General features: G+C 38.5%; 22 protein-coding genes and 1 riboswitch. Of the genes, 18 read left to right on the forward strand and 4 right to left on the reverse strand.

Annotated elements, in window-relative coordinates; translation table 11 throughout:
- Complete coding sequence (locus tag ACFX4E_RS16770; protein ID WP_013083031.1) at positions 1–282, reverse strand: acylphosphatase; 282 nt, start codon at positions 280–282, stop codon at positions 1–3.
- Between the two features lie 140 nt (positions 283–422).
- On the opposite strand from ACFX4E_RS16770, the gene ACFX4E_RS16775 reads away from it, so the two are divergent.
- The 5 genes from ACFX4E_RS16775 (at position 423) to ACFX4E_RS16795 (ending at position 5,163) form a co-directional block, all read left to right on the forward strand.
- Positions 423–1,640 (forward strand): MFS transporter, encoded by a 1,218-nt coding sequence (locus ACFX4E_RS16775; RefSeq protein ID WP_028413468.1) that lies wholly within the window; start codon positions 423–425, stop codon positions 1,638–1,640.
- 130 nt (positions 1,641–1,770) lie between these two features.
- Entirely contained in the window at positions 1,771–2,781 is a 1,011-nt protein-coding gene (locus ACFX4E_RS16780) for an LLM class flavin-dependent oxidoreductase (RefSeq protein WP_377258625.1), read from the forward strand.
- Positions 2,782–2,840: 59 nt separating this feature from the next.
- On the forward strand, positions 2,841–3,470 hold the full coding sequence (locus tag ACFX4E_RS16785; RefSeq protein WP_377237984.1) for an alpha/beta family hydrolase: 630 nt from the start codon (positions 2,841–2,843) through the stop codon (positions 3,468–3,470).
- 27 nt (positions 3,471–3,497) lie between these two features.
- Positions 3,498–4,214 (forward strand): helix-turn-helix transcriptional regulator, encoded by a 717-nt coding sequence (locus ACFX4E_RS16790; RefSeq protein WP_377237983.1) that lies wholly within the window; start codon positions 3,498–3,500, stop codon positions 4,212–4,214.
- A 64-nt stretch (positions 4,215–4,278) separates the two neighbouring features.
- Positions 4,279–5,163 carry a DMT family transporter gene (locus ACFX4E_RS16795; protein WP_377237982.1) on the forward strand — a complete coding sequence of 295 codons (885 nt, stop codon included), beginning with the start codon at positions 4,279–4,281 and terminating at the stop codon, positions 5,161–5,163.
- 36 nt (positions 5,164–5,199) lie between these two features.
- Here the strand turns inward: ACFX4E_RS16795 and ACFX4E_RS16800 are convergent, their stop codons facing one another.
- Positions 5,200–6,819, reverse strand: coding sequence for an ABC-F family ATP-binding cassette domain-containing protein (locus ACFX4E_RS16800; RefSeq protein WP_050688769.1), 1,620 nt, complete (start codon positions 6,817–6,819; stop codon positions 5,200–5,202).
- Between the two features lie 505 nt (positions 6,820–7,324).
- Here ACFX4E_RS16800 and ACFX4E_RS16805 point away from each other — a divergent pair.
- From ACFX4E_RS16805 to ACFX4E_RS16815, 3 genes are read left to right on the forward strand one after another with little or no spacing between them, the layout of a single operon-like run.
- On the forward strand, positions 7,325–8,902 hold the full coding sequence (locus ACFX4E_RS16805; protein WP_098432735.1) for a spore germination protein: 1,578 nt from the start codon (positions 7,325–7,327) through the stop codon (positions 8,900–8,902).
- A 3-nt stretch (positions 8,903–8,905) separates the two neighbouring features.
- A complete protein-coding gene (locus tag ACFX4E_RS16810; RefSeq protein WP_377258622.1) occupies positions 8,906–10,033 on the forward strand; it encodes a spore germination protein in 1,128 nt (375 codons plus the stop codon).
- Entirely contained in the window at positions 10,017–11,228 is a 1,212-nt protein-coding gene (locus tag ACFX4E_RS16815; RefSeq protein WP_060745717.1) for a Ger(x)C family spore germination protein, read from the forward strand. The genes ACFX4E_RS16810 and ACFX4E_RS16815 overlap by 17 nt, the downstream gene beginning before the upstream one ends.
- A 152-nt stretch (positions 11,229–11,380) precedes the next feature.
- On the opposite strand, the gene ACFX4E_RS16820 is transcribed toward ACFX4E_RS16815, so the two are convergent.
- Positions 11,381–11,821: a YtoQ family protein gene (locus ACFX4E_RS16820; protein ID WP_098525097.1), complete on the reverse strand. Its 441-nt coding sequence runs from the start codon at positions 11,819–11,821 to the stop codon at positions 11,381–11,383.
- Between the two features lie 170 nt (positions 11,822–11,991).
- Between ACFX4E_RS16820 and ACFX4E_RS16825 the strand changes: the two genes are divergently transcribed.
- The 3 genes from ACFX4E_RS16825 to ACFX4E_RS16835 all read left to right on the forward strand — a co-directional run bounded on the left by ACFX4E_RS16825 (position 11,992) and on the right by ACFX4E_RS16835 (position 15,267).
- The gene (locus ACFX4E_RS16825; protein WP_098525096.1) at positions 11,992–12,903 is read left to right on the forward strand and encodes an ABC transporter ATP-binding protein; all 912 of its coding nucleotides are present in this window, start codon (positions 11,992–11,994) and stop codon (positions 12,901–12,903) included.
- On the forward strand, positions 12,896–13,663 hold the full coding sequence (locus tag ACFX4E_RS16830; protein ID WP_377237981.1) for an ABC transporter permease: 768 nt from the start codon (positions 12,896–12,898) through the stop codon (positions 13,661–13,663). The genes ACFX4E_RS16825 and ACFX4E_RS16830 overlap by 8 nt, the downstream gene beginning before the upstream one ends.
- A 101-nt stretch (positions 13,664–13,764) precedes the next feature.
- A riboswitch (SAM riboswitch) is annotated at positions 13,765–13,871 on the forward strand.
- An 85-nt stretch (positions 13,872–13,956) separates the two neighbouring features.
- Positions 13,957–15,267: a Na+/H+ antiporter NhaC family protein gene (locus ACFX4E_RS16835; protein WP_377237980.1), complete on the forward strand. Its 1,311-nt coding sequence runs from the start codon at positions 13,957–13,959 to the stop codon at positions 15,265–15,267.
- Between the two features lie 39 nt (positions 15,268–15,306).
- Here the strand turns inward: ACFX4E_RS16835 and ACFX4E_RS16840 are convergent, their stop codons facing one another.
- Positions 15,307–15,435, reverse strand: a complete 129-nt coding sequence (locus ACFX4E_RS16840) for a hypothetical protein (protein WP_013083044.1) — start codon at positions 15,433–15,435, stop codon at positions 15,307–15,309.
- A gap of 124 nt (positions 15,436–15,559) precedes the next feature.
- Here ACFX4E_RS16840 and ACFX4E_RS16845 point away from each other — a divergent pair, with 124 nt between their 5' ends.
- From ACFX4E_RS16845 to ACFX4E_RS16875, 7 genes are all read left to right on the forward strand, one after another.
- Complete coding sequence (locus ACFX4E_RS16845; protein ID WP_060745714.1) at positions 15,560–16,519, forward strand: LacI family DNA-binding transcriptional regulator; 960 nt, start codon at positions 15,560–15,562, stop codon at positions 16,517–16,519.
- Between the two features lie 85 nt (positions 16,520–16,604).
- Positions 16,605–16,853 carry a transcriptional regulator SplA domain-containing protein gene (locus tag ACFX4E_RS16850; RefSeq protein ID WP_016764006.1) on the forward strand — a complete coding sequence of 83 codons (249 nt, stop codon included), beginning with the start codon at positions 16,605–16,607 and terminating at the stop codon, positions 16,851–16,853.
- A 111-nt stretch (positions 16,854–16,964) separates the two neighbouring features.
- A complete protein-coding gene (gene splB / locus ACFX4E_RS16855) occupies positions 16,965–17,993 on the forward strand; it encodes a spore photoproduct lyase (protein WP_025752275.1) in 1,029 nt (342 codons plus the stop codon).
- Positions 17,994–18,146: 153 nt separating this feature from the next.
- Positions 18,147–18,590, forward strand: coding sequence for a hypothetical protein (locus tag ACFX4E_RS16860; protein ID WP_025752277.1), 444 nt, complete (start codon positions 18,147–18,149; stop codon positions 18,588–18,590).
- Positions 18,591–18,689: 99 nt separating this feature from the next.
- Complete coding sequence (locus ACFX4E_RS16865; protein WP_013056931.1) at positions 18,690–18,926, forward strand: hypothetical protein; 237 nt, start codon at positions 18,690–18,692, stop codon at positions 18,924–18,926.
- A 173-nt stretch (positions 18,927–19,099) separates the two neighbouring features.
- Complete coding sequence (locus tag ACFX4E_RS16870) at positions 19,100–20,755, forward strand: DUF2339 domain-containing protein (RefSeq protein ID WP_377237979.1); 1,656 nt, start codon at positions 19,100–19,102, stop codon at positions 20,753–20,755.
- 127 nt (positions 20,756–20,882) lie between these two features.
- Complete coding sequence (locus ACFX4E_RS16875) at positions 20,883–22,961, forward strand: DNA topoisomerase III (protein WP_377237978.1); 2,079 nt, start codon at positions 20,883–20,885, stop codon at positions 22,959–22,961.
- The last annotated feature ends 374 nt before the right edge of the window (positions 22,962–23,335 follow it).

The following is a 23,335-nucleotide window of genomic DNA, read 5'->3' on the forward strand; positions in this document are numbered from 1 at the left end:
TTAACTGTACTTCACACGAAAAGAATGGGTGTGGGAAGGGGTGTTTACTACCTTTACTTCCACATTGCTAACAGAAGCGAACGGCGAGGGACCTTTTTTAATTTCTTCAATAAATTTTTGGATATTACTTTCTTCACCTTCAGCATCAATTTCTACTTTTTGATCGTCTCGATTTCGTACCCATCCGTTAATGGAGCATTCCATTGCTTTTAGCTGCGTGTAGTGACGGAACCCAACCCCTTGAACGCGTCCGTCTACAATCATATGCACATGTTTTTTCACTGTTCTCACCTCACAGGCAATTTTCCCTTTTTTATAAAAAAGAAAACAACTATAATCTTACTTTTCACTGTATAATAGAAAAAGACATTGTAAGACTTTAACAGTTTTAATGTAGATTAAATAAGAAAGAAGGGTTATGAATGCAAGCAGCAGCACGAACGCAGCAAGCGCAGCCGGCGACAATTTACCGTATTTTATTTGCTATTAGTTTAGGACATTTTCTAAATGATTGTATGCAGTCTGTTATACCGGCACTTTTTCCAGTCCTTGAAAAATCGATGAATTTAAACTACACGCAAATCGGCTGGATTGCCTTTGCTTTAAACATGACGTCATCGATTATGCAGCCGGTATTCGGCGTATTTGCCGATAAGCGTCCCTCGCCGTTTTTATTGCCAATTGCAATGTGTTTAAGCATGATTGGTATGGTTGGACTCGCTTTAGCGCCAAATTTTTATTTTGTGATTATATCTGTTTTATTTGTAGGATTCGGATCCGCTATTTTTCACCCGGAAGGTTCTCGCGTAGCGTATATGGCAGCAGGAGGAAAGCGGGGGCTGGCACAGTCTATTTATCAAGTTGGCGGGAATACTGGACAGTCGATGGCTCCGCTGTTTACGGCATTTATCTTTATCGGACTTGGTCAGTTTGGAACAATTTGGTTTACGTTAATTGCAGGTATCGGCGTAGTGGTTCTATACAGCGTCTCTAAATGGTATAAATCAGAGTTAGCTACTCGTCAACGCTTGAAGAAAAAGCAGTCAGATGCTTCATTTACGATGAACAAGCAAATTATTTTTGCGATTGGACTTTTAATTTTTCTTGTTTTTGCACGTTCATGGTACGGAGCCGGCATCCTTAATTTCTTTCAGTTTTATATTATTGAAAAATTTAATTTGCCTATCAAAAGCGCTCAGCTTTACGTTTTTTTATTTATGATTGCAGGGGTGTTTGGAACATTCTTTGGAGGTCCGCTTGCCGATCGTTTCGGAAAACGAAATATTTTGTTGTTTTCTATGTTAGGGTCAGTACCGTTTACTTTATTACTCCCTCACGTTTCTCTCGGAGTGGCGGCACCTCTTTTAATACTAATCGGCTTTATTCTCCAGTCAAGTTTCAGCGTCACGGTCGTCTATGCTCAAGAGCTGATGCCGGGGAAAATTGGCTTGGTTTCCGGCTTAATTGTAGGTCTTGCTTTTGGGATGGGAGCTTTAGGAGCTGTTGTATTCGGTAAATTAGCCGATGTCTTCAGCCTTCAGTTTATTATGCTGTTTTGCAGCTATTTACCAATCCTAGGGCTGTTAACATGGCTGTTGCCGAGCGATAAGCGTGTGAAAGAAATACACGAAGCAAAATAAGAAAAAGAAAAAGCAAACGCGCCTTAGCGTTTGCTTTTTTTATGAGCGTGAAGCAAATTTCAAGACGAATTCATATTTTTCTCCTACAATAGATACAATAGAAATTGAAAATCGAAAGGAAGAATCAGCTATGATTAAGCTAAGCGTATTGGATCAGTCTCCAGTTTCAAGCGGATCAACACCAAAGGAAGCGTTAAAACGTACGGTGGAACTGGCAAAATTAACGGAAAAGTTGGGCTACCACCGCTTTTGGGTAGCGGAACATCATAATACGAACGGTCTTGCAGGCTCATCTCCAACTCTTTTAATGACGCACTTAGCTTCTCAAACGAGCCGAATCCGAATTGGATCTGGAGGAGTCCTTCTTCCTCAATACAGTCCGTATAAAGTAGCAGAAGATGCTCAGTTGCTTGAAAATCTGTTTCCGAATCGAATTGACTTAGGTCTTGGACGGTCACCGGGAGGAGATGCGCTGACTCGGCTAGCGCTGACAGATGGAGTCCGTAAAAGCCTCAATGAATTCCCGCGGCAAATTCAAGCGTTAAAAGGACATCTTGAGCATAATTTGCCGTCGGATCATCCGTATTACGGCGTGACGGCTTATCCGTTAAGTGAAACAAAGCCGGAGTTGTGGCATCTTGGTATCAATAAAAGAGGAGCGAGATCTGCTGCTGAACTGGGCATCTCTTTTACGTTTGGACACTTTATTTATTCAGTTGGTGGACAAGAAGCCATTCGTCATTATAAACAAGAATTTATCCCTTCTTCGTATCAATCAAAGCCTAAAACCAACGTATGCGTATTTGTAGTATGTGCAGAAACAACAGAAGAAGCGGAGGAACACGCTAACACGTTAGATGATTGGCTGTTGAAAGTAGCTAAAGGCGGAGATACAACAATTTCATCGATAGAAGAAGTGCGCAATCGTTCTTATTCAGAAGAAGAGCTCAAAAAAATAACCAACAATCGTCTTCGTATGATCGTAGGAAATCCAGCTGAAGTAAAACAAGGATTAATCGGGCTGCAGCAAAAATACGATAACGACGAATTTTTAATTATTACAAATATCCATGATTATGAAGCAAAAAAGAAGTCTTATGAACTGCTTGCAGAGCTATTTCCTCAACCCTCATTTTTTTAAGAAAAGGTGGGGTTTTTTTACGGGATTAAATGTTAGAATATTTAAAAAGGAGGAGTGACATGCACGTAGATCAAAAAAGTGTAAGCAGCCAAACTAATAAGATTACCTATACACATATTAAAACAGGAGGGCCTCGCATTTGCTTTATGTTTTCAGGTCTGGGCTATACGTACGAAAAGCCGCTGTTGTATTATGTAACGATGCTGATGTTAAAACACGGAATTGACGTGGTTCAGATTCACTATACATATTCAAAAGAGCTGATGACAAAGTCTACAGATGAGATTGCAGACGTTATGATGCAAGACATTGATCTCGTGCTGCAGGACGTTTTATCTCATAATGACTATAAAAATATCATATTTGTAGGAAAATCGCTGGGCACCATTCCGCTGATTCAGCGAGTTATGAAAGATGAAGTCTACAAAGATGCAGTGCTGCTTTTACTGACGCCGCTTTTAACCAGATCGGAACTGTTTAAAAGTTTACTAGAAAACACTCATAAAGGTCTTCTTGTAATAGGAAGTCGTGATTACTATTATACTGAAGAAGTTTATCAATTAAAAACAAACACAATGAATATTCAAGTGATTAAAAATGCCGATCATTCATTGGACGTTTTGTATAATCCTACGGAATCGTTAAAGGCGCTGGAAACTGTTTTGTACGGCATAGAACAGCTTCTGTGAGATAGGAAATAAGGAAAGGAGTGCAAAATGGATACGCTACGTGAAATTATTTGCGAAAAAAGAGCCTACAGCTATTCACCTCATACTCATGATCATAACTACAGTCAGCTTTTGTTTCCGCTAGCAGGTGCTCTTGATATTCAAGCGAGTGAGCAGCACTTAACGCTGCAAGAAGGCTGCTTTTACATTCCGCCTCGTCAGCTTCATACGTATCAAGCTAAAAACGCAAATGAATGTTTAGTTGTTGATATTCCTTTGAAATTTACAGAAAGTGCGCATCTTGCTCAACAAGCAGCTTTTATTCAATGGGATTCAAGGTGGAAAGCAATTCGCTACCTTTTACTTGATGGGCTTCAAAAAAGCACTGAGAGAGGGGCGCTTGAAGATTTAGTCCGTTACGTTCAGCATTATTTACCAAAGAACCAAACGTTTAAATCCATTGATTACCTTCATGCTAACTTTAATCAAGAGCTAAACATAGAAAGCCTTGCCAAGATGGAAAATTACCATCCTGCCTATTTTTCCGCTTGGTTTAAACAAAAAACGGGCTATTCGCCTCAAAGCTATATAGCGCGTATACGTTTAAATAAAGCAAAAGAATTGTTAAAAGAGAGCAGCTATTCGATAACGTATATTGCGCACGAAGTCGGCTATCAAAGCTTGTCTTCATTCACTAAATGGTTTGCAAAACAAGAAGGAGTCTCACCCACGCAATATCGAAGTATCTTAAAAACAGACAAATAAGATCATAAAAGCGGAAAAACTTTTTTCTTTCTTTTAGCTATGATAAAAGAAAGGAGATGGAAATATGAATACTTCATTATCAAAAATACTTATTTTATGTGCCGCTGTATTATGGGGAACAACAGGGACTGCCCAAGCTTTAGCATCTGCTGAAGCACATTCCGTGGCGATTGGAGCCGTGCGTTTAGCTGTGGGGGGGCTGTCACTTTTTGCAGCTTGTCTTATTCAAAAAAAGAAAGTGGACGTAAGACGCCTTCCTATTCTGCCTCTTACGGTTGCTGCAGCAAGTATGGCCGCTTATCAGCCGTTATTTTTTTCCGCTGTCATTAAAACGGGTGTTGCAGTAGGCACAATGGTGGCAATTGGCAGTGCGCCGCTTTTGTCAGGAGTGTTAGATTACATAGTGTACCGCAAGAAACCTGCAAAAAAATGGTTGCTTGCTACGGTTACTGGTATTATAGGGTGCAGCTGCTTGTTGTTAAAAAAAGATACTCAAATCGACGTGATAGGTTTGGGTATGGCGATAGGAGCAGGGGCATCTTTTGCTTGCTATACGACTGTCAATAAAAAAATTGTTCAGCATGTTGATCCGCAAGTAGGAGCTTCGCTTGTGTTTACAGCCGCCGCTGTTCTACTAATCCCATGCTGGTTTATGTATGATATGAGCTGGCTAGTTTCTTTAAATGGAATAGGCATTGCTCTTCACTTAGGAATACTTACGACGGCTCTTGCTTATGTATTATTTTCTACAGCGCTTAAGTCGGTACATGCGTCTACCGCCGTGACGTTATCGTTAGCAGAGCCCGTTACCGCTTTTTTATTGGGCGTCTTTTTCTTAGGAGAATCTCTAACTTTGGTGAACATATGTGGAGCAGCACTAGTATTTGTTAGCTTAGCGTTTTTAACGTATTCTCCGAAATCATCGCTAAATCAAGAGGTGCGTATATAAAAAAATCCCCTTTCTCTAGAGAAAGGGGATTTCTTATTAAGCGTACATGCTAGCTACTTGTTTTTGCAGGTTGCTGTCTTCTAAATACTCATCGTACGTCATTTGCTTGTCAACTACTCCGTTTGGCGTAATTTCAATTACACGATTTGCAATCGTTTCAACGAACTGATGGTCATGAGATGTGAAAATCATTGAACCTTTGTAGCTGATAAGTCCATTGTTGAGTGCTGTGATTGATTCTAAGTCAAGGTGATTCGTAGGATCGTCTAGCAAAAGAACGTTTGAACCGCTTAGCATCATTTTAGAAAGCATACAGCGAACTTTTTCTCCTCCGGAAAGAACGTTGGCTTTTTTCAACACTTCTTCACCAGAGAATAGCATTCTGCCTAAGAAACCGCGTAAGAAGCTTTCGCTTTGGTCATTAGGTGAATACTGACGCAGCCAGTCTACTAAGTTTAAGTCTCCGTTTTCAAAGTACTCGGAGTTGTCTTTAGGGAAAAAGGCTTGAGACGTTGTCACACCCCATTTGTACGTACCGCTGTCTGCTTCCATTTCACCCATTAAAATCTTCATTAATGTTGAATTTGCAAGTTCGTTGCGGCCTACAAGAGCGATTTTATCATCTTTATTCATAATAAAGCTTACGTTATCAAGCACTTTTACGCCGTCAATTGTTTTTGTTAGACCTTCAACGCGAAGTACGTCATTTCCAATCTCACGTTCCGGCGTGAAGTTCACGTACGGATAGCGACGAGAAGAAGGGCGGATATCATCTAATGAAATTTTATCAAGCAATTTTTTACGAGACGTTGCTTGTTTTGATTTTGATGCATTTGCGCTAAAGCGAGCGATAAAGGCTTGAAGCTCTTTAATTTTTTCTTCTTTTTTCTTGTTCGCATCTGACGCCATTTTTTGTGCTAATTGACTTGATTCATACCAGAAGTCATAGTTACCAACGTAGACTTGGATTTTACTGAAGTCAAGGTCAGCAATGTGCGTACATACTTTGTTTAAGAAGTGACGGTCATGAGATACAACAATGACTGTGTTTTCAAAGTTAATTAAGAACTCTTCTAACCATTGAATTGCTTGAATATCCAAGTTATTCGTAGGCTCATCTAAAAGTAATACATCAGGTTTTCCGAATAAAGCTTGTGCAAGAAGCACTTTTACTTTTTCACTACCCGTTAGTTCAGCCATTTTTTTTGCGTGAAGATCTTCAGAAATGCCTAATCCTTTTAAAAGAATAGCCGCTTCTGATTCTGCTTCCCAACCGTTTAATTCAGCAAATTCACCTTCAAGCTCAGCTGCTTTCATTCCGTCTTCATCTGTGAAGTCTGCTTTCATATAAATAGCATCTTTTTCTTGCATTACTTCATAAAGGCGAGCGTGCCCCATAATAACGGTTTTCATAACTTCTTGATCTTCATATTCGAAGTGGTTCTGTTTTAAGACAGCAAGGCGTTCGCCAGGGCCCATATGTACATCACCAGTTTGAGATTCAATTTCACCAGATAAAATTTTTAAAAACGTTGATTTTCCAGCACCGTTTGCGCCGATTAATCCATAACAGTTACCAGGCGTGAATTTAATATTCACATCTTCAAATAACTTTCGGTCGCCAAATCGTAAACTTACATTACTAACTGTAATCATGTATGAGCAGTCCTCCAAATTCAATATCTATAAAATTATACCATTCTTTTGAGATAAGAGCGATATGAATACAATATTTCAAACATAAAGTGTAACCGACACTTCAAGCACTCGTCAACCATTTAAGGGATTTTTTGAGCGGTGAAACTTGATTATTCTAGCATTCACCAAAACTTTGAACAGCAAACCAGCATGTTTAATCCTTCAGTAATCAGCTCTTTTTCATTTTTAAGATGGATGTTGTATTCCTTTGTATAAGAAACAAAAAGAAGAATAATACTACCTGGTAAATAAAAGAATTTATATGAAGTGAACACTGATATTTTACGGGTGCTTATTTCTAAAATTGGTTTGATATAGACATAAATAGGGTGATTATCATGTGGAAATTAGTTGTTTCCTATCTTCCAGAATGGCCAGTTTTTATACAAGCAGTTCTGGTTTTTTTCATCCCGTATATAATCTACAAATTATTAAGCGGGATTCGTAATTCAGAGGAAGAGTGATGAAAGTGAAAAAATGGAAATCAGCAGTAAAAAAAATAGGCAACCATGCGCACGAGAAGGAAAGCAAACAGGAATCTATACATCAGGATTCACCTAATCATATTACGGATCATTTAGCTTTAACACTAAAAGTAGTTAAAAATGAAATTGGTCATAACTCCGACGTTCATTTTCGAGAGTTTATTATAGGACGCACCGGCATTCAGGCAGCTATTATTTTTGTAGAGGGGCTATCAGATAAAGATCTTATTGAAAAACATATTTTGTCATCATTGATGGCTGATTTTTCAAAAGAATATCAACAGGATCAGCTTTACGTAAAGGGAAGCCTTTCAAAACAGTTTATTAAAAGCCAAGTATTATCAATTAGTGATGTAGAAGAGGTCCATCCTATTAAAGAAGTAATATCAAAAGTCTTAACAGGATCTACGGCTCTTTTAATTGACGGGTTATCACTTGCCTTAATTCTTGGTACAAGCAAAGTAAAAACAAGGACGATTGAAGAGCCCGTATCAGAAGCATTGGTGAGAGGGCCAAGAATAGGCTTCACTGAATCGTTAAGTGATAATACTTCTTTATTAAGAGGAAGCGGAGACATTGAAAATTTATCGCTGGTGAAATTTCAAGTAGGAAAGCGTTCCAAAAAAGATTTAGTTGTTGCTTACATAAAGGAAATTGTTAATCCAGAGCTAGTTGAAGAAGTAGAAAAACGAATTAAAAAAATTGACCTCGATAATGTACCGGAGTCAGGATATGTTGAACAACTCATTGAAGATAATTACCTTAGTCCCTTTCCTCAAGTACAGAACACGGAGCGTCCCGATCGTGTAATTGCTGCTTTGATGGAAGGGAGAGTAGCCATTTTATTAGACGGGACGCCTTTTGCTTTGATTGCTCCCGTTACGTTTAGCATGATGTTACAGTCGCCGGAAGATTATTATGAAAGGTGGATTCCCGGTACATTCATTCGTTTTCTTCGTTATATTGCAGTGGTTCTTTCCCTTTTTACCCCGGCTTTGTATATTGCGTTTATTTCATTTCATCCAGGATTAATTCCGACTAAGTTAGCTATTTCTATTATAGGATCAAGGTCTGGTGTTCCGTTTCCCGCTCTTATCGAAGCCTTATTTATGGAACTATCGATCGAAATTTTGAGAGAAGCCGGACTCCGGTTGCCGAAACCAATTGGTCCAGCAATGGGCATTGTCGGTGGGTTAATCATTGGAGAAGCTGCGGTGCAGGCAGGAATCGTTAGCCCTATTTTGGTGATTGTAGTGGCGTTAACTGCCATTTCATCGTTTTCTATTCCGCAATATAGTGTAGGAATCACATTGCGTATTCTTCGGTTTGTAGCCATGCTTTGTGCTGCCATACTTGGATTATATGGCGTCATCTTATTTTTCCTTTTTATGATGAGCCATTTAGTGAAACTAAAAAGTTTCGGCGTACCTTATATGAGTCCAGCTGTTCCTTATCGTTTAAGTGAATGGAAAGACTTGGTAGTCCGTATGCCTCTGATGATGATGAAACGACGTCCAAAGATGATGCACACCAAAGATCCTCTGCGAAAAGGGTAGCTTATGATGAAAGGAAATGGGCTGTTAGAAATGATAAATTCAAAAGATCGTATTACGACGCCTCAAACAACTATTATTATTACCAACTTTATTCTTGGAACAGGTATTCTTACCTTGCCCCGGGCAGCTGCGGAAAAAGTGAAAACACCAGATGTTTGGCTAACTGTTATTTTAGGGGGGATAATCACCATGATAGCAGGGGTAATCATGGTGAAATTAAGTCAACGCTTCCCTGAAAAAACCTTTTATCAATACAGCCAAGAAATTGTAGGGAAATGGATAGGCAAGTTATTTAGTTTCCTCATGATCGGTTATTTTTTGGCACTTGGTGGGTTTCATGCTCGTTCATTGGCAGAGGTAACTGGATATCTATTGTTGGAAGGAACCCCAAAATGGGCTATAATCATGCCATTTATGTGGGCAAGTCTCTATCTGATAAGAGGGGGAATAAATCCAATTGCCCGTATATTTGAGATTATATTACCTATTACGGTTATTCTTTTTTTACTTGTTGCCTTTATGAGTATCAAAATATTTGAAGTGGATAATCTGCGCCCGGTACTAGGTTCAGGTATTACGCCGGTGCTAAAAGGGATAAGGACAACAGCTCTTGCGTTTACTGGGCCTGAATTCATGCTTTTAATATTGGCATTCATGAAAGAACCAAACAAAGCAGTAAAAGCTTTACTAGTTGGTACTGCGATTCCTTTGCTTCTTTATGTTATTACCGTCGTGATGGTTATCGGAGCGTTCTCAGTGGATGGAGTGGTTACGAGAACGTGGCCTACGCTTGATTTAATAAGAAGTTATGAATTAACTGGGTTAATATTTGAACGCTTTGATTCCTTGTTGCTGGTGGTATGGATTATGCAAATGTTTACTTCTTTTAATGTTAACCATTACGCTGCTTCATTAGGACTGTCTCAGCTTTTTAAAAAAAATATCCATCCATTTATGTATGGTGTGCTTCCGGTTATTTATCTCATTTCCATGATCCCTAGAAATATCAATGATGTATTTAAATTAGGAGATATGGTTGGTAATGCTGCCCTGATTTTATTTGGCTTTTTACCCGTACTGCTTCTTATCATTTCAAAAATAAAGGGGAGAAAGTATGAGACAAGCCTCTAATCACGTACGGTTCTTCTTATCGGTTTTGCTTTCTGTTTTTTTGCTTTTTCCTCTGGCGGGCTGCTGGAGCAGTCATGAAATTGAAGAACGAAGTTTAGGAGTAGGTATGGCTCTTGATAAAGCTAACAAGTCCATGACTGAAAAAGAATTTGATGAACAAGAAGAGTATCCCAAAAGGAACTTGATTACGTCAACCTACCAACTGATCACCCCGCAAGTGGCAAGTTCAACAACTGTCCAAGGAGGACCTCAGCAGAAGGCTTACGTGAATATGGCTGAAACGGGAGATTCTATTCATCAAATGACCCGTGAATTATCATTGAGAAGAGAGACTTCGATTGCCAGCCAACATCTAAAAGTAATTATTATTGGCGAGGCTCTTGCGAGAACGTATAGTTTAGGAAAATTAGTGAATGAGTTTCTTCGTGATAATGAGATTAGACCAAGCTGTCTTGTACTTATTAGTAAAGGGAGAGCTAGGGACGGGCTAGAATCGAAGACAGCAGGAGAAATCCCGGCATTTCGTTTGGCTGGAATGGTGGAAAATGCATATCGAACAACGAGAATTTTACCTCCCACGTCGCTCATTAAATTAGAGAGCAATATTGAATCAGGGACTAGTTTTCTATTGCAAAATGTATTATCGGCAAATGGGGAAATCAAATTTGCTGGTGCTGCCATAATTAAAGGGAAAACAAACAAAATGATCGGTTTTTTGAATGAAGAAGAACTAGATGGTCTGACTTGGATCACAGGAAAAGGGAAAGGCGGGCTAGTGAAAAGCTTTGATAAAAAGACCGGTCAGCTGATTGTATACGAAATAGAATCCATGAAAAGTCATATTGAACCTCATGTTAAAGGAAATAGCATCTCCTTCGATGTGCATATTGAATCCGAGGGGAGGCTATCTGAAAATTGGGTGGTCTCAGGAAATCCTTTAAAAAATCAATTTTTACAGAAGGTGCAAAAAAACTCAGAAAAAAAAGTGGAGCACCTCGTAAAAAACACGGTAGAAAAAATGCAAAAAGAATATAAAGTCGATGTGGCCGGGTTCGGAAATCAATTGAGAATTAAAAGGCCCAGAGTATGGATGAGGGTTAAAGACAATTGGGATCAAACATTTAGTGAAGTTCCAATTAACTATGATGTAAAATTAATGATTAAAGATTATGGAACGTCAGGATCAAAAAAGTGAGCAGCTAAGTACAATTTGGCTTGTTTTGATGTTGGAAATGAAAGAAACTAAAAGGAATAGCCTTAGAGCTTGCTAAAAAATATTCCCCCCAGTAAGGAGCTTGAGGGATAAATGAAGAATAAGAGCTGTCCAGAACCGACAGCTCTTATTTGCTATTCAAAAATATAAGCTAATGCTTGAAGAGCCTGTTCTGGCGTTTCGACTACAACTTGGGCTTTGTTTGACAGTTCTTTAAGCGGATGGTGCAGTTTTTCAGGGCGAACCAAAATTAGCGGTTTATCTAATGCAATGGCTGTCGCCGCATCCATTGCGCTGTTCCACTGTTTGTATTTTTCGCCAAATAAAGCAATAACCACATCAGATTTTTTAAGGAGCACCTGCGTGCGTAAATTATTAATTTGGGAAGCAGCTTCATCTTTTAAGACAGCGTTAGGCTGTTTTCCTAAAATTTCTTCTCCAATGTTGTCGGAGCGGTCATGGTCTGTCATGGGACCGACAAAGGCAAGGGGAAGGTTTAATTGTTCTGCTTGGTTTTTAATTTCGTCTCGCCAGTTATCGTGAATTTGCCCGGCAAGGTATACGGTTAAGTTCATTATGTAGAAGTCCTCCTCTAACTAAGATTTGTTTTATTTTATCAAATGTAAGCGGATAATACGAATGGTTTGAATAGGCTGCTTTTCCAAAAATAAGGTTATAGTAGACAAATAGTTAAAAAAGAGAAACAATAGAAGGCGTATTGCTAATTAAAGAAAGGATGTACATGATGACAGAAACAGTGCTACAAGTAGATCATGTCAGTAAAGTAATTGGGAAGAAAACCATTTTGCATGATGTATCCTTATCGGTTGAGCGCGGTGAGATTTTCGGGTTGCTTGGTCCGAACGGTTCTGGAAAGACAACGCTAATTCGTACCGTCGTAGGACTCATTAAAGAAACAGAGGGAACGATTACCGTTAACGGCTTTCCTTTAAAGGAACAGTTTACATCAGCTATGAAATCAATTGGCGCGATTATTGAGAACCCTGAGTTTTATGATTATCTGACGGGCTATCAAAATTTAAAACACTTTGCGAATATGCATGAAGGGATCACATCAGAACGCTTGGATGAAGTGATTGCTTTAGTAAAGCTTGAAAACAGCATTCATGCAAAAGTGAAGACGTATTCTCTTGGGATGAGACAGCGTTTAGGAGTAGCTCAAGCTATTTTACATAAGCCTGCATTGCTTTTACTAGACGAGCCAACCAATGGTCTAGATCCAGCGGGAATGAGAGAATTTCGTACATATTTACAAACGCTTTGCAGGGAAGAAGGAATTTCAATTTTAATCGCGAGCCACTTATTAAAAGAAGTAGAAGCATTATGTGATCGCGTTGGCATTATTCAAAACGGTGAGTTAAAAGCCGTTCAAGATTTATCTCCAAATCGTCAAGATCAAGGAATGTACGTAGAATTTGAAGTGTCTGATGCGCAAAAAGCAGCGGATCTTTTATCACAACAATTTGAAGTAACGGTGAGATCACATAGTATCCACGTGGCGATTGTAAAAGAGCAAATTCCAGCTGTGAATAAAAAATTAGTGGACAGCGATATTTTAGTCTACCAAATTACCCCTGTGTATGAGACGCTTGAAGATTCGTTTATGTCCGTTACGGAAGGAGAGCACCATGCTTAAGCTAATTCAAAATGAACACATGAAATGGTTTCACAAAAGAAGTACAAAAATCACGTTTATTACAATCGGCATTTTAACTCTTTGTATGGCTCTTTTAATGAAGAAAGTAGCAAACAGTGCAGGAACAGAAGACAATATTTTGAACTTCCTGTCATTTAGTTCAGGTATGCTGATTCTCGTTCAATTTTTCGCGCTTGCTGTTGGAGGGTCAATGGTTGCAAAAGAGTTTGAAGCAGGTACCATTAAACTTCTTTTAATTCGCCCTGCTAGACGTTCAACGATTTTAGCATCCAAGTACCTAACTCTCGTTTTAATTAGCTTATATTATTTACTGAGCTATTTGCTTTTTTCATTTGTATGGGGAGCATTGTTCTTTGGCTTTACCAGTCTAGAAGGAGATGCACAGCTGCTTAAAAACATTACGCTTACGTATGACAGTGCGTATATGGAAACGTTTATGATGATGACGTTCGCATTCATGCTGTCGTCTTTATTTAGAAACAGCGCGCTTGCTTCCAGTCTAGCTATTGTCGTAAGTATCGGCGCGAAAGCTGTAACAGGACTGGTATCAGAGCTAGGTTTATGGTGGGGGAAATTTTTATTATTTGCCAACACGAACTTTGTGCAGTATATGGACGGAATGAAGCCGCTGTTTGACGGCATGACGATTCCATTTTCCATTTTCATCTTAGTTGCCCATTTTGTCTTCTTTATGGGCATAGCTTGGGCAGCGTTTTTAAAACGAGACGTAGCTAATTGATGTGAGAATTTTCGCACTATATATTTTTCTAAAATAGCATTTGACAATTAAATAAAAAGAGATTACAGTAGTGAAAGACTATTTTTAAAACAACTATAAACTTCTTATCAAGAGAGACGGAGGGACTGGCCCTATGATGTCTCGGCAACTGGCTGTACGCAGTGCGGTGCCAAATCCAGCAGACGATGTTTCGTTTGGAAGATGAGAAGGGTAATCTTATGATACAAATAAGAGACCTCTTCTTATCAATAAGAAGAGGTCTTTTTTTATTACGTAAACAAGAGGTGTTAAGAATGGAACAACAAAAAGGAAACGGCTGGGCGCTGTTACCGCTGGGCGTCTTTTTAGTCCTGTTTGTCGGATCAGGAATTATAACGGGAGATTTTTATAAGCTTCCTGTATTAGTAGCCATTATTATTGCAGCCATTGTGGCCCTGGCTATGAATCGTAAAGATTCACTTAATGTAAAAGTGGAGCGTTTTGCTAAAGGAGCAGGGCATCCTGATATCATTATTATGGTGCTTATTTTTATTTTAGCAGGTGCTTTTTCTCAAGTTGCTAAAGGCATGGGAGCTGTTGATTCAACGGTAAACTTAGCTCTGTCTGTGCTTCCGCAAAGCTTAGTGGTAGTCGGAATCTTTGTTATTGGCGCATTCATTTCAATTTCGATGGGAACGTCAATGGGAACAATCGCTGCGCTAGGGCCTATCGCTGTAGGAATCAGTGAGCAAGCGCATGTATCCATTACATTAGCAGTTGCTGCCGTTGTTGGTGGTGCAATGTTTGGAGATAATTTATCCGTAATCTCTGATACGACCATTGCAGCAGTTCGTACGCAAAAAACAAATATGTCAGATAAATTAAAAGTAAACTTTTTTATTGTCCTTCCTGCAGCGATTGTTACGGTAATTTTATTGCTTGTAATGACGCTAGGCAATACGTCATCAGTAGAAATTAAAGATTTTAGCTGGTTTAAAATCTTGCCTTATGTCGGCGTACTGGTTGCTGCCATATTTGGTGCAAACGTATTAAGTATTTTAACCGGAGGAATTGTGCTAGCCGGCGTGATTGGATTAGCTGATGGAAGCTACACGCTTTCTTCTCTTGCTAAAACTGTGACAGAAGGTATTGGCGGAATGTCAGAGTTAATTATTTTATCTCTGCTAATCGGCGGAATGGTTGAGCTTATTCGCTATAACGGCGGTATTCAGTTCTTATTGAATTTATTAACACGACGTATTCAAACAAAAAAAGGCGGCGAATTCAGCATCGCTGGACTAGTAAGTTTAACTAATTTAGCGACGGCTAATAACACGATTTCAATTATTACAGCAGGTCCGTTAGCAAAAGAAATCTCTGATAAATATTCAATTGATAATCGTAAATCAGCCAGTCTGCTTGACTTGTTTTCATGCAGCGTTCAAGGGCTTATCCCTTACGGCGCACAAATGCTTCTCGCAGCAGGATTTGCTAAAGTTTCACCGATTGAGATTATTCCATTTACATTCTACCCAATGTTAACAGCGGTTTGCGGGGTCATTGCAATTGTAATTGGATTTCCTCGTTTAAATAAAAAGTCAAAGTCATCTAAAGAAGCTGCGTAATATCAAACCCTTAAAAAGAATGTTCTTTTTAAGGGTTTTTTACTGTTTAAAAAAATCAGTCGGCTTTTCATCATCTAACTCCTTCCAAAGCGTCTCGTTCTGTTTAAGTGCATAAGCCGCTCCTCCAATTTCAATCCCGCATAATAAAATGAATAATAAAATACCCATGAAATGACCTCCTTACGTAAATGAATAAAAACACGATGGTAACGGGTTTAGCTTCTTGCTGTTTCACTTTATAATGAGAATAAAGTATGAAACGCGTTTCAGCGCAAGAGAAAAAGGTGAAAACATGACAAATATCCGAGATATCGCAAAAAAAGCTGGTGTATCTGTTTCGACTGTATCCCGGGTGCTAAATCATCATCCGTATGTAAAAGAAGAAAAACGCCGGCTGGTAGAGCAGGTTATTCACGAACTTAATTATGAACAAAACATTAATGCCGTTCACTTATCAAAAGGGAAAACAAATATGATTGCCGTCGTCTTGCCTTTTATTAATCATCCGTATTTTAGTCTGCTTTTAGAAGGAGTGGCATCTCAAGCGTTAGAAAAGCAGTATCAGCTTGTTATTTGTCAGACGAACTATGATGTGAAAAAAGAAGAAGAAGCGCTTCATATGCTAAAAACAAAGCAAGTTGATGGAGTGATTATTTGTTCTAGAGCAAGCAGCTGGAGCACGATTGAATATTATCAGCAGTACGGACCGATAGCCGTGTGCGAAAACGTACAGAATCGTTCTATTCGCTCCGTATACGTTGATCATTATGCAGCTTTTAAACAGGCGCTTATGTATTTAAAAGAAAAAGGATATACGGATATTGGCTACTGTATTGGAAGAATGACGGGTACGAATAGTCAACAGCGGCAACAAGCATACAAAGAATATGTAGAAAGAATAAATCAGCCTTATCATCCGGAATGGGTTTTTCAAGGCTGTTTGAACGTGACAGATGGTGAAAAAGTGGTGGAAAAATTAGTGCAGATGAAAAATCGGCCTCAGGCGCTTTTAGTAACAAACGATCAAGTAGCTATCGGAATAAAAGCTCAGTGCGAACAAGCGGGTATTTCAGTTCCTGGTGAGTTAGCTATCATTGGTTTTGATAATCATCCGCTTTCTTCTTATTTACAAATAACAACGATCGAACTTCCTCTTAAGGAAATGGGAGAAACGCTTTTTACATTAGTTGGAAGTAAGACTCCTCAGAAAATTGAGCTCCCTTTTCGGTTTATTGAGCGTAAAAGCGTATGAATTTTTGATGATGCCATGAGGTGTTTTTACCGGATAAAATGAGCAAAAGCGGACATCATACGAGTAAAGAAAGAAGAAAAGGATGATGATCGTGGAGAAAAAAGAATATCAAGTGGGAGATCAAGTATTTGTTATTTACCGAAATCCTCATACGGCAAACGTTGCGAATATTAATCAAGCTGAAATTGTTGAACATCCCGAAAACAAAGGTGAAAAGGCGCTGTTTTTACATGAGTCTTACCATTTGTTAGCTGAAGATGATGCCGTATATTCAACGTATGAAGAAGCTGAAAAAATGTATAATAAGATATTTGATTATGAACAATATGACTGATGCAAGGCTCTCTTAAACGGAGAGTCTTTTTTGTTTGAAAAATAATTACCAAGGATAGAGTCTTTTTATTTTTCAAACGCTATTAGTATTAGAAAAAAGGAAGTGTACATGATGATAAAACCTTTTGTACCTCAATTAGTATATATTGAGCCAGGGGCAATGGAGTACCCGCTTGGTGTTCAATTAAAAGAAAAATTTGAGAAGATGGGAATTGAGATTCGTCAAACAACTTCCCATAATCAAGTGCGTAATATACCGGGAAAAAATGATTTGCAAAAATACCGCAATGCCAAGTCGACTTTAGTAGTTGGCGTGCGTAAAACATTGAAATTTGATACATCTAAACCGTCAGCTGAATATGCAATACCGTTTGCAACAGGGTGTATGGGGCACTGTCACTATTGTTATTTGCAGACAACAATGGGAAGCAAACCATATATTCGCACGTACGTGAATGTTGAAGAAATATTAGGTCAAGCAGAGCAATATATGCAGGAAAGAGCCCCTCAAATAACGCGATTTGAAGCGGCTTGTACATCTGATATCGTAGGAATTGACCATTTAACACATTCATTAAAGCGCGCGATTGAATATTTTGGGGAAAGTGAACTAGGTCAACTGCGCTTTGTGACTAAATTTCATCACGTGGATCATTTATTGGATGCTAAACATAATGGTCGCACGCGCTTCCGCTTTAGCATAAATGCAGATTATGTTATAAAAAACTTTGAACCTGGTACATCTCCTCTTGATTACCGGATTGAAGCTGCTAATAAAGTTGCAAAAGCCGGATATCCACTTGGCTTTATTGTGGCGCCTATTTACATTCATGAAGGTTGGCAAGAGGGATACCGTCAGTTGTTTGAAAAGCTTGACGCCTCTATACCTGAGGAGTCAAGAGATGATATTACGTTTGAAATGATTCAGCATCGCTTTACCAAGCCGGCCAAGCGGGTAATTGAGAAAAATTATCCGAAAACAAAGCTTGAGATGAATGAAGAGGAGCGTCGCTACAAATGGGGGCGTTATGGAATTGGAAAGTATGTATACGCAAAAGATGAAGAGCAAGAGTTAAGAGAAACATTAGAATATTACATTGATCAGTATTTTCCGAATGCAAAAATCGAATATTTCACGTAATTATTCTACAGTAATTGAAAAGTTATTCTGACGCCTTAGTCAAAATAACTTTTCAATTTTTAATGTAAAAAAATAAATTGCTTGCTAATAAGTTGAAAAAAAGAGGTTATTTTTATCTCTTGTCGTATTACATACAAAAGGGAGGTGACTGAGATGTTAAAAAATGAAGAGTTTGCGCTAACAAAAGAATTAACAAACGAACAGCAAGAAGCTGCACGGAATTTTATTCAAGTGTTGTTCCAAGAAGATTTATCTGAATTTTGGAACATATTGTGTGATATCGATAAGTCTCGTATTTACGGCTTGTATGAAGCAAACCATTATTATGATTCTGATGTTGAACTGCATGGGTTTGTACAAGAAATAAGAGATAATGTAAGAGCTGTTTATGCGCCTCTTCAAGGGCAAGGGGGTATTTCGACGAAAGTTCGATATACAAGCGAAGGAAAGATGTATGTATACATATTAGGCAGTGGCGAAAACCCTAAGGTATATCCTGTTGGATTAATGCCTGAAACATATATCGAACAAGAACGTTTTTCTCAGCGGCTTCAAATTAGCATTTATAACGACGAGTTTCGAAACGTTGCCCTATAAACCATATATATGGAAAAATAAAGAATAATAAAATTAATTTGTTAAAATAGCAATATTTGGGGTATGTAATAGGTATAACATTAAAAAGGGGTGAAAGAAATGCATTATTATCGTATTTCAGAGGGAGACCATGAAGAGTATTGTGAAACGATTCTGCTTCATGAAAAGAAGTTTTGCAAAGAAACATTTCAATCTATGGTGCGAGAAGCAATGAATAATAAGCCCGGTAAAATTGACCGTGTGGATATTGTTAAATATTTAATTGGTCACCATAGCTTTCAAGTAGCCCACATCGAAGCGGGATTTCATAGTACATACAGCGAGAAAGTGACATAAAAAATGCAGCACATCCTATACAACGAACTTTTCTTTTGAAAAGGGCGCTGTATTTTTTTTTGCTTAAAATAGAATGTTTCTAAGTGATATCCCTTTTAATGGTATAATAGTTAAGTTCTGTTAGATATACATATAAACATCACAAATACTTTAAAGAGAAAGGGTGAGAGAAAATGGAAAAAGAAAGAATAGAAGAACTTGAACGAAAAATAAGCAGTTTAGAAGAAGACGTAGCCAGGCTAAAGTCGCTCGTATATAAAACAAATTCTCCAAGACCAAAAACAGTTCACGCTCCTCCCAAGCAGCGTGAGGAGACGACTAAACGTCCTGCTCAAACAGCAGCTAAAAGCTCACAGGCAATAGAAGAACCCGTTGATTGGGAAAAAGTCCTTTTTCAAACATGGCTGCCGAGAATTTTTATTTTTGTATTTATTATTGGCGTGCTATGGGGATTTAAAGCAGCCTCTGACTATGGGTTAATGAATGAAAAAGCAAAAGTTGTTCTCGGTTTCGCTGTTTCAATAGGTTTTGCTGTGACAGGTCATTTCCAAATTAAAAAGGGCAGGTTGGTGCTCGGGCAAGTACTTGTAGGAGGAGCTATTCCTATCCTCATGTTAACGACGTTTGCGATGCATAGCCTGTATCATTTAGCGGGACCAATGCTTGCTTTTATACTAAATGCGAGCTGGATTATCCTAGGGATTATCGCGACAGTCTTTTATCGTTCACAGGCATTAGGTATTATTAGCGCGGTTGGAGGCGTACTAGTTCCTTTTCTTATTGAAAGTAATTCGCCTAATGCGCTCGTTTTCATTGGCTATGAAACGCTTCTGTATATTGCCTTTTTATATGTGGCAATCAAACAAAAATATTCAATTTTATATGTTCTTTCCGCGGTACTATTAAATCTTACGCTACTCATTTATTACTCGTTTGTCGGTGATAATGGTGTAAAAGAGTTATTAGGTATGGCAATTCTTATTCAGCATTTATGCTTAATTTCAAGTTTTTTTCTATCACAATCCGTACTCCAAGTATATGCGTTTACCCTTTTATCGAGTTTAGCAGTTACGTACGGCTGGCTGCTCGCCGTTTTTGACGATGGCACGACCACAATGGTGCTGCTTGCGCTAGTTATTATTTACGCATTAGGTGTTTACGCAGTAAGAAGTTCTAAAGAGAAATTTGAATTTTTTATTACCTATTTAATTGTTGCAGTAGCGTTTTTTATTCATCAGCTCGTCGATTTAAGAGAAGGAGTTATTTTATATGTGATTCAAGGACTTGCTGTTTACTATATCGCCATAACGTATAAAAATCTACTTCATCAACTATTTTCTTATACGATTTATATACTGAGTGCAACGTATATCTTAGTTACACCAATCGAACGAGTGCTGTCTCTTCCGACATTAAATTGGATTGTTGTGTTAGCTTCTATTCCAGTATTTATATGGATCAGCATTCAAAAAACAGAACGGGATGAGCACGATATATTCAAAATTGGAGGAAGTATTGTTTTTTCTATTCTTTCTTTAATTTTTGCTACAGAAGTGACGGTCGCTGGCACCAATCACCTTTCCACTAATCCGCAAACGCTTATTATGACGGCCGTTTGGTTAGGGATGTCCATTGCAGCATTTGTAATAGGATCACTTAAAACGTTTAAAACAGCAACGTATATCGGCGTGGGCATTTTGTTCTTAACACTTTTTAAACTCATTTTATACGATTTACCTTTTATCCCAATGGCTATACGGGCCTTGTTATTTATCGTCTTAGGAGCTATCGGTTTAATTATCTCGCGACTATTTTATAAAAAGAAGTAGCTCGAAGCTGAAGAGAAATTCTTCAGCTTTATTTATTATAATATGATTATGTAAACTTAATCTTGAAGTCGTACAAAAGGTATACAATCATGTATAATGGAACAAGTGAATTGGAGGTATACATAAAATGAAATCACTTGTATTAGCAGAAAAGCCAAGTGTAGCACGTGATCTTGCGCGCGTACTTGGCAGCACACAAACAAAAAAAGGGTATATTGAAGGACCAAAGTATGTCGTAACATGGGCACTCGGTCATTTAGTTGAATTACAAACACCAGAGGATTATGATAACCAATATAAAACATGGCGCTTAGAAGATCTGCCAATCATGCCTGAGAAAATGAAATTAAAAGTAATTCGTAAAGTGAGCTCGCAGTTTCGTACAGTATCCGATCTAGCAAAAAGAAAGGATATTGGTGAGTTAATTATTGCGACTGATGCAGGGCGGGAAGGAGAGCTTGTAGCACGCTGGATTATGGAAAAGGTACGCTGGAACAAGCCGTTTAAACGCCTTTGGATTTCGTCTCAAACGGATAAAGCAATTCGTGACGGATTTAAACAGTTAAAACCAGGAAAAGAGTTTAATCGCTTGTATGATTCAGCCGTTTGCCGTTCAGAAGCCGATTGGCTTATCGGTTTAAACGTAACGAGAGCGTTAACGACTAAATATGAAGAACCATTGTCGGCAGGAAGGGTACAAACACCGACGCTTGCAATGATAATTGAGCGTGAACAAGTAATCAATACATTTAAACCTAGTGAATATTGGACGCTTACAGCTCAGTTTTCATCTTTTGAAGCCGCTTGGCAAAAGGGCAATGAAAAGCGTATTTTTGATGAAAAACGCGCAAAAGAGCTGCACTCAAAATTATCAGGTGAGGCAGTTGTAAAAACAATTAAACGCAAAATGCATAAAGAAGCGCAGCCGCTTCCTTATGACTTAAACGAACTGCAGCGAGATGCTAACAAACGCTTTAACTTCTCTGCTAAGAAGACATTGAATGTACTTCAAAAGTTATATGAACAGCATAAGTTAGTCACGTATCCACGTACAGATTCTCGTTATTTAACAACAGATATGGTTTCTACTATGAAAGAGCGCTTGGAAAGCATCTCTGCTGTATATAAAGAAGAAGTTCGTCCAATTTTAAGAAATGCACAGTTGCCAAAGCGAGTGGTTAATAACGAAAAAGTAAGTGATCACCACGCTATTATCGTAACGGATCAGCCTGTATTTCTCCAGGACTTATCAGCTGATGAACGAAAGCTGTATGACTTAATTGCAAAGCGATTTATTTCATTATTTTATCCTGCATATGAGTATGAAGTGGTTAAAGCAGAGATTGAAGTAAATGGGGAACAGTTAGTAGCAAGCGGAAAGCAAGTCGTGAATGCAGGCTTCAAAAAAGTTTCTGGTGGAGACTCAGAAGCAACGGTGAAGCTGCCTGATATGGAAGAAGGCAGCAAGCTGTCCATTCAAGATGTAACGATGAAAAGTGCATTTACAGAGCCGCCGCAGCGCTATACAGAAGCGGATCTTCTTGGACAAATGGAAAAACATAATTTAGGTACCCCGGCAACACGTGCAGATATTATTGAAAAACTTCTGCAAAATGAATCCATTGATCGCCAAAACAATCGTCTGCACGCAACCAAAAAAGGGAAGCAGCTGATTGACCTAGTAGCAGATGAGTTAAAGTCGCCTGAGCTTACGGCTAAGTGGGAACGTGACTTAGAAGCAATTGCTAAAGGAAAAGGAAATGCAAAAGAGTTCTTAACAAATATTCGCGAACAAACAGAAAAGCTAGTTAAGCAAGTAAAAACGAGTAATCAAACGTACAAACCTCATAATTTAACGGGCTCTAAATGTCCGGAATGCGGTTCTTTCTTGAAAGAAAAGAAAACAAAGCAAGGAAGAGTGCTCGTTTGTTCAAGCCTTGAGTGCAGCTATAGACGCGCAAAAGACCCTAAACTATCGAATCGACGCTGTCCGCAGTGTCACAAGCGAATGGAAATTCACTCAGGAAAAGCGGGTACGTACTTCCAATGCCGTTCATGTCAAGTAGTGGAGAAAGCTGAGGACAAAAAGAAAAAGATTTCAAAACGAGAAGAACGAAAGCTTCTTAACAAATACAATGATGGAGCATTTGGTTCAAGCTTGGGTGATGCTTTAAAACAAGCTCTTCAAGATAAAAAAGATAAATAATGTAGAAAAGTGCGATACCACGGTATCGCACTTTTTTCCTTTAATATGGATTAAGTGGTGAGTAAGTAAGGTGGAGTGGAACAATGAAAAGAAAAAGCAGGGGAATGATCGTTTAATCTCGTTCTTTATAGTAGGAGTGATGGTACTAATCATTTTAGCGATGACTCTTTTATCGATCTTATTTTTTTGATGGAGAGTGCGCTGGATAGTGAGTTTCTACGTAAAAAACCAAGCTGATGAAGTTTTTCATCAGCAGCGCATCGGCAAGAAAAGCGTATCATATCAAGCTTTAAAGCTATTTAAAGAACCCTGTAACATATTTTTCTAAAAAAGTATGTGATTTTTTTCACATATCTCTTGAAAAAGGACAAACA

The organism is Priestia sp. YIM B13491 (genome assembly GCF_042787605.1).
Classification (GTDB): domain Bacteria; phylum Bacillota; class Bacilli; order Bacillales; family Bacillaceae_H; genus Priestia; species Priestia megaterium_E.

What these genes read in the sequence shown, in the direction of transcription:
- ACFX4E_RS16820 (WP_098525097.1), bottom strand. Translation starts at nt 11,821, where the DNA reads ATGAACTTAACCGTATACCTTGCCGGGCAAATTCACGATAACTGGCGA.
- ACFX4E_RS16815 (WP_060745717.1), top strand. Translation starts at nt 10,017, where the DNA reads ATGAGACAAGCCTCTAATCACGTACGGTTCTTCTTATCGGTTTTGCTT.
- ACFX4E_RS16785 (WP_377237984.1), top strand. Translation starts at nt 2,841, where the DNA reads ATGCACGTAGATCAAAAAAGTGTAAGCAGCCAAACTAATAAGATTACC.
- ACFX4E_RS16800 (WP_050688769.1), bottom strand. Translation starts at nt 6,819, where the DNA reads ATGATTACAGTTAGTAATGTAAGTTTACGATTTGGCGACCGAAAGTTA.
- splB (WP_025752275.1), top strand. Translation starts at nt 16,965, where the DNA reads ATGATAAAACCTTTTGTACCTCAATTAGTATATATTGAGCCAGGGGCA.
- ACFX4E_RS16795 (WP_377237982.1), top strand. Translation starts at nt 4,279, where the DNA reads ATGAATACTTCATTATCAAAAATACTTATTTTATGTGCCGCTGTATTA.
- ACFX4E_RS16865 (WP_013056931.1), top strand. Translation starts at nt 18,690, where the DNA reads ATGCATTATTATCGTATTTCAGAGGGAGACCATGAAGAGTATTGTGAA.
- ACFX4E_RS16830 (WP_377237981.1), top strand. Translation starts at nt 12,896, where the DNA reads ATGCTTAAGCTAATTCAAAATGAACACATGAAATGGTTTCACAAAAGA.
- ACFX4E_RS16850 (WP_016764006.1), top strand. Translation starts at nt 16,605, where the DNA reads ATGATCGTGGAGAAAAAAGAATATCAAGTGGGAGATCAAGTATTTGTT.
- ACFX4E_RS16780 (WP_377258625.1), top strand. Translation starts at nt 1,771, where the DNA reads ATGATTAAGCTAAGCGTATTGGATCAGTCTCCAGTTTCAAGCGGATCA.
- ACFX4E_RS16840 (WP_013083044.1), bottom strand. Translation starts at nt 15,435, where the DNA reads ATGGGTATTTTATTATTCATTTTATTATGCGGGATTGAAATTGGAGGA.
- ACFX4E_RS16805 (WP_098432735.1), top strand. Translation starts at nt 7,325, where the DNA reads ATGAAAGTGAAAAAATGGAAATCAGCAGTAAAAAAAATAGGCAACCAT.
- ACFX4E_RS16870 (WP_377237979.1), top strand. Translation starts at nt 19,100, where the DNA reads ATGGAAAAAGAAAGAATAGAAGAACTTGAACGAAAAATAAGCAGTTTA.
- ACFX4E_RS16790 (WP_377237983.1), top strand. Translation starts at nt 3,498, where the DNA reads ATGGATACGCTACGTGAAATTATTTGCGAAAAAAGAGCCTACAGCTAT.
- ACFX4E_RS16810 (WP_377258622.1), top strand. Translation starts at nt 8,906, where the DNA reads ATGATGAAAGGAAATGGGCTGTTAGAAATGATAAATTCAAAAGATCGT.
- ACFX4E_RS16845 (WP_060745714.1), top strand. Translation starts at nt 15,560, where the DNA reads ATGACAAATATCCGAGATATCGCAAAAAAAGCTGGTGTATCTGTTTCG.
- ACFX4E_RS16875 (WP_377237978.1), top strand. Translation starts at nt 20,883, where the DNA reads ATGAAATCACTTGTATTAGCAGAAAAGCCAAGTGTAGCACGTGATCTT.
- ACFX4E_RS16775 (WP_028413468.1), top strand. Translation starts at nt 423, where the DNA reads ATGCAAGCAGCAGCACGAACGCAGCAAGCGCAGCCGGCGACAATTTAC.
- ACFX4E_RS16860 (WP_025752277.1), top strand. Translation starts at nt 18,147, where the DNA reads ATGTTAAAAAATGAAGAGTTTGCGCTAACAAAAGAATTAACAAACGAA.
- ACFX4E_RS16825 (WP_098525096.1), top strand. Translation starts at nt 11,992, where the DNA reads ATGACAGAAACAGTGCTACAAGTAGATCATGTCAGTAAAGTAATTGGG.
- ACFX4E_RS16835 (WP_377237980.1), top strand. Translation starts at nt 13,957, where the DNA reads ATGGAACAACAAAAAGGAAACGGCTGGGCGCTGTTACCGCTGGGCGTC.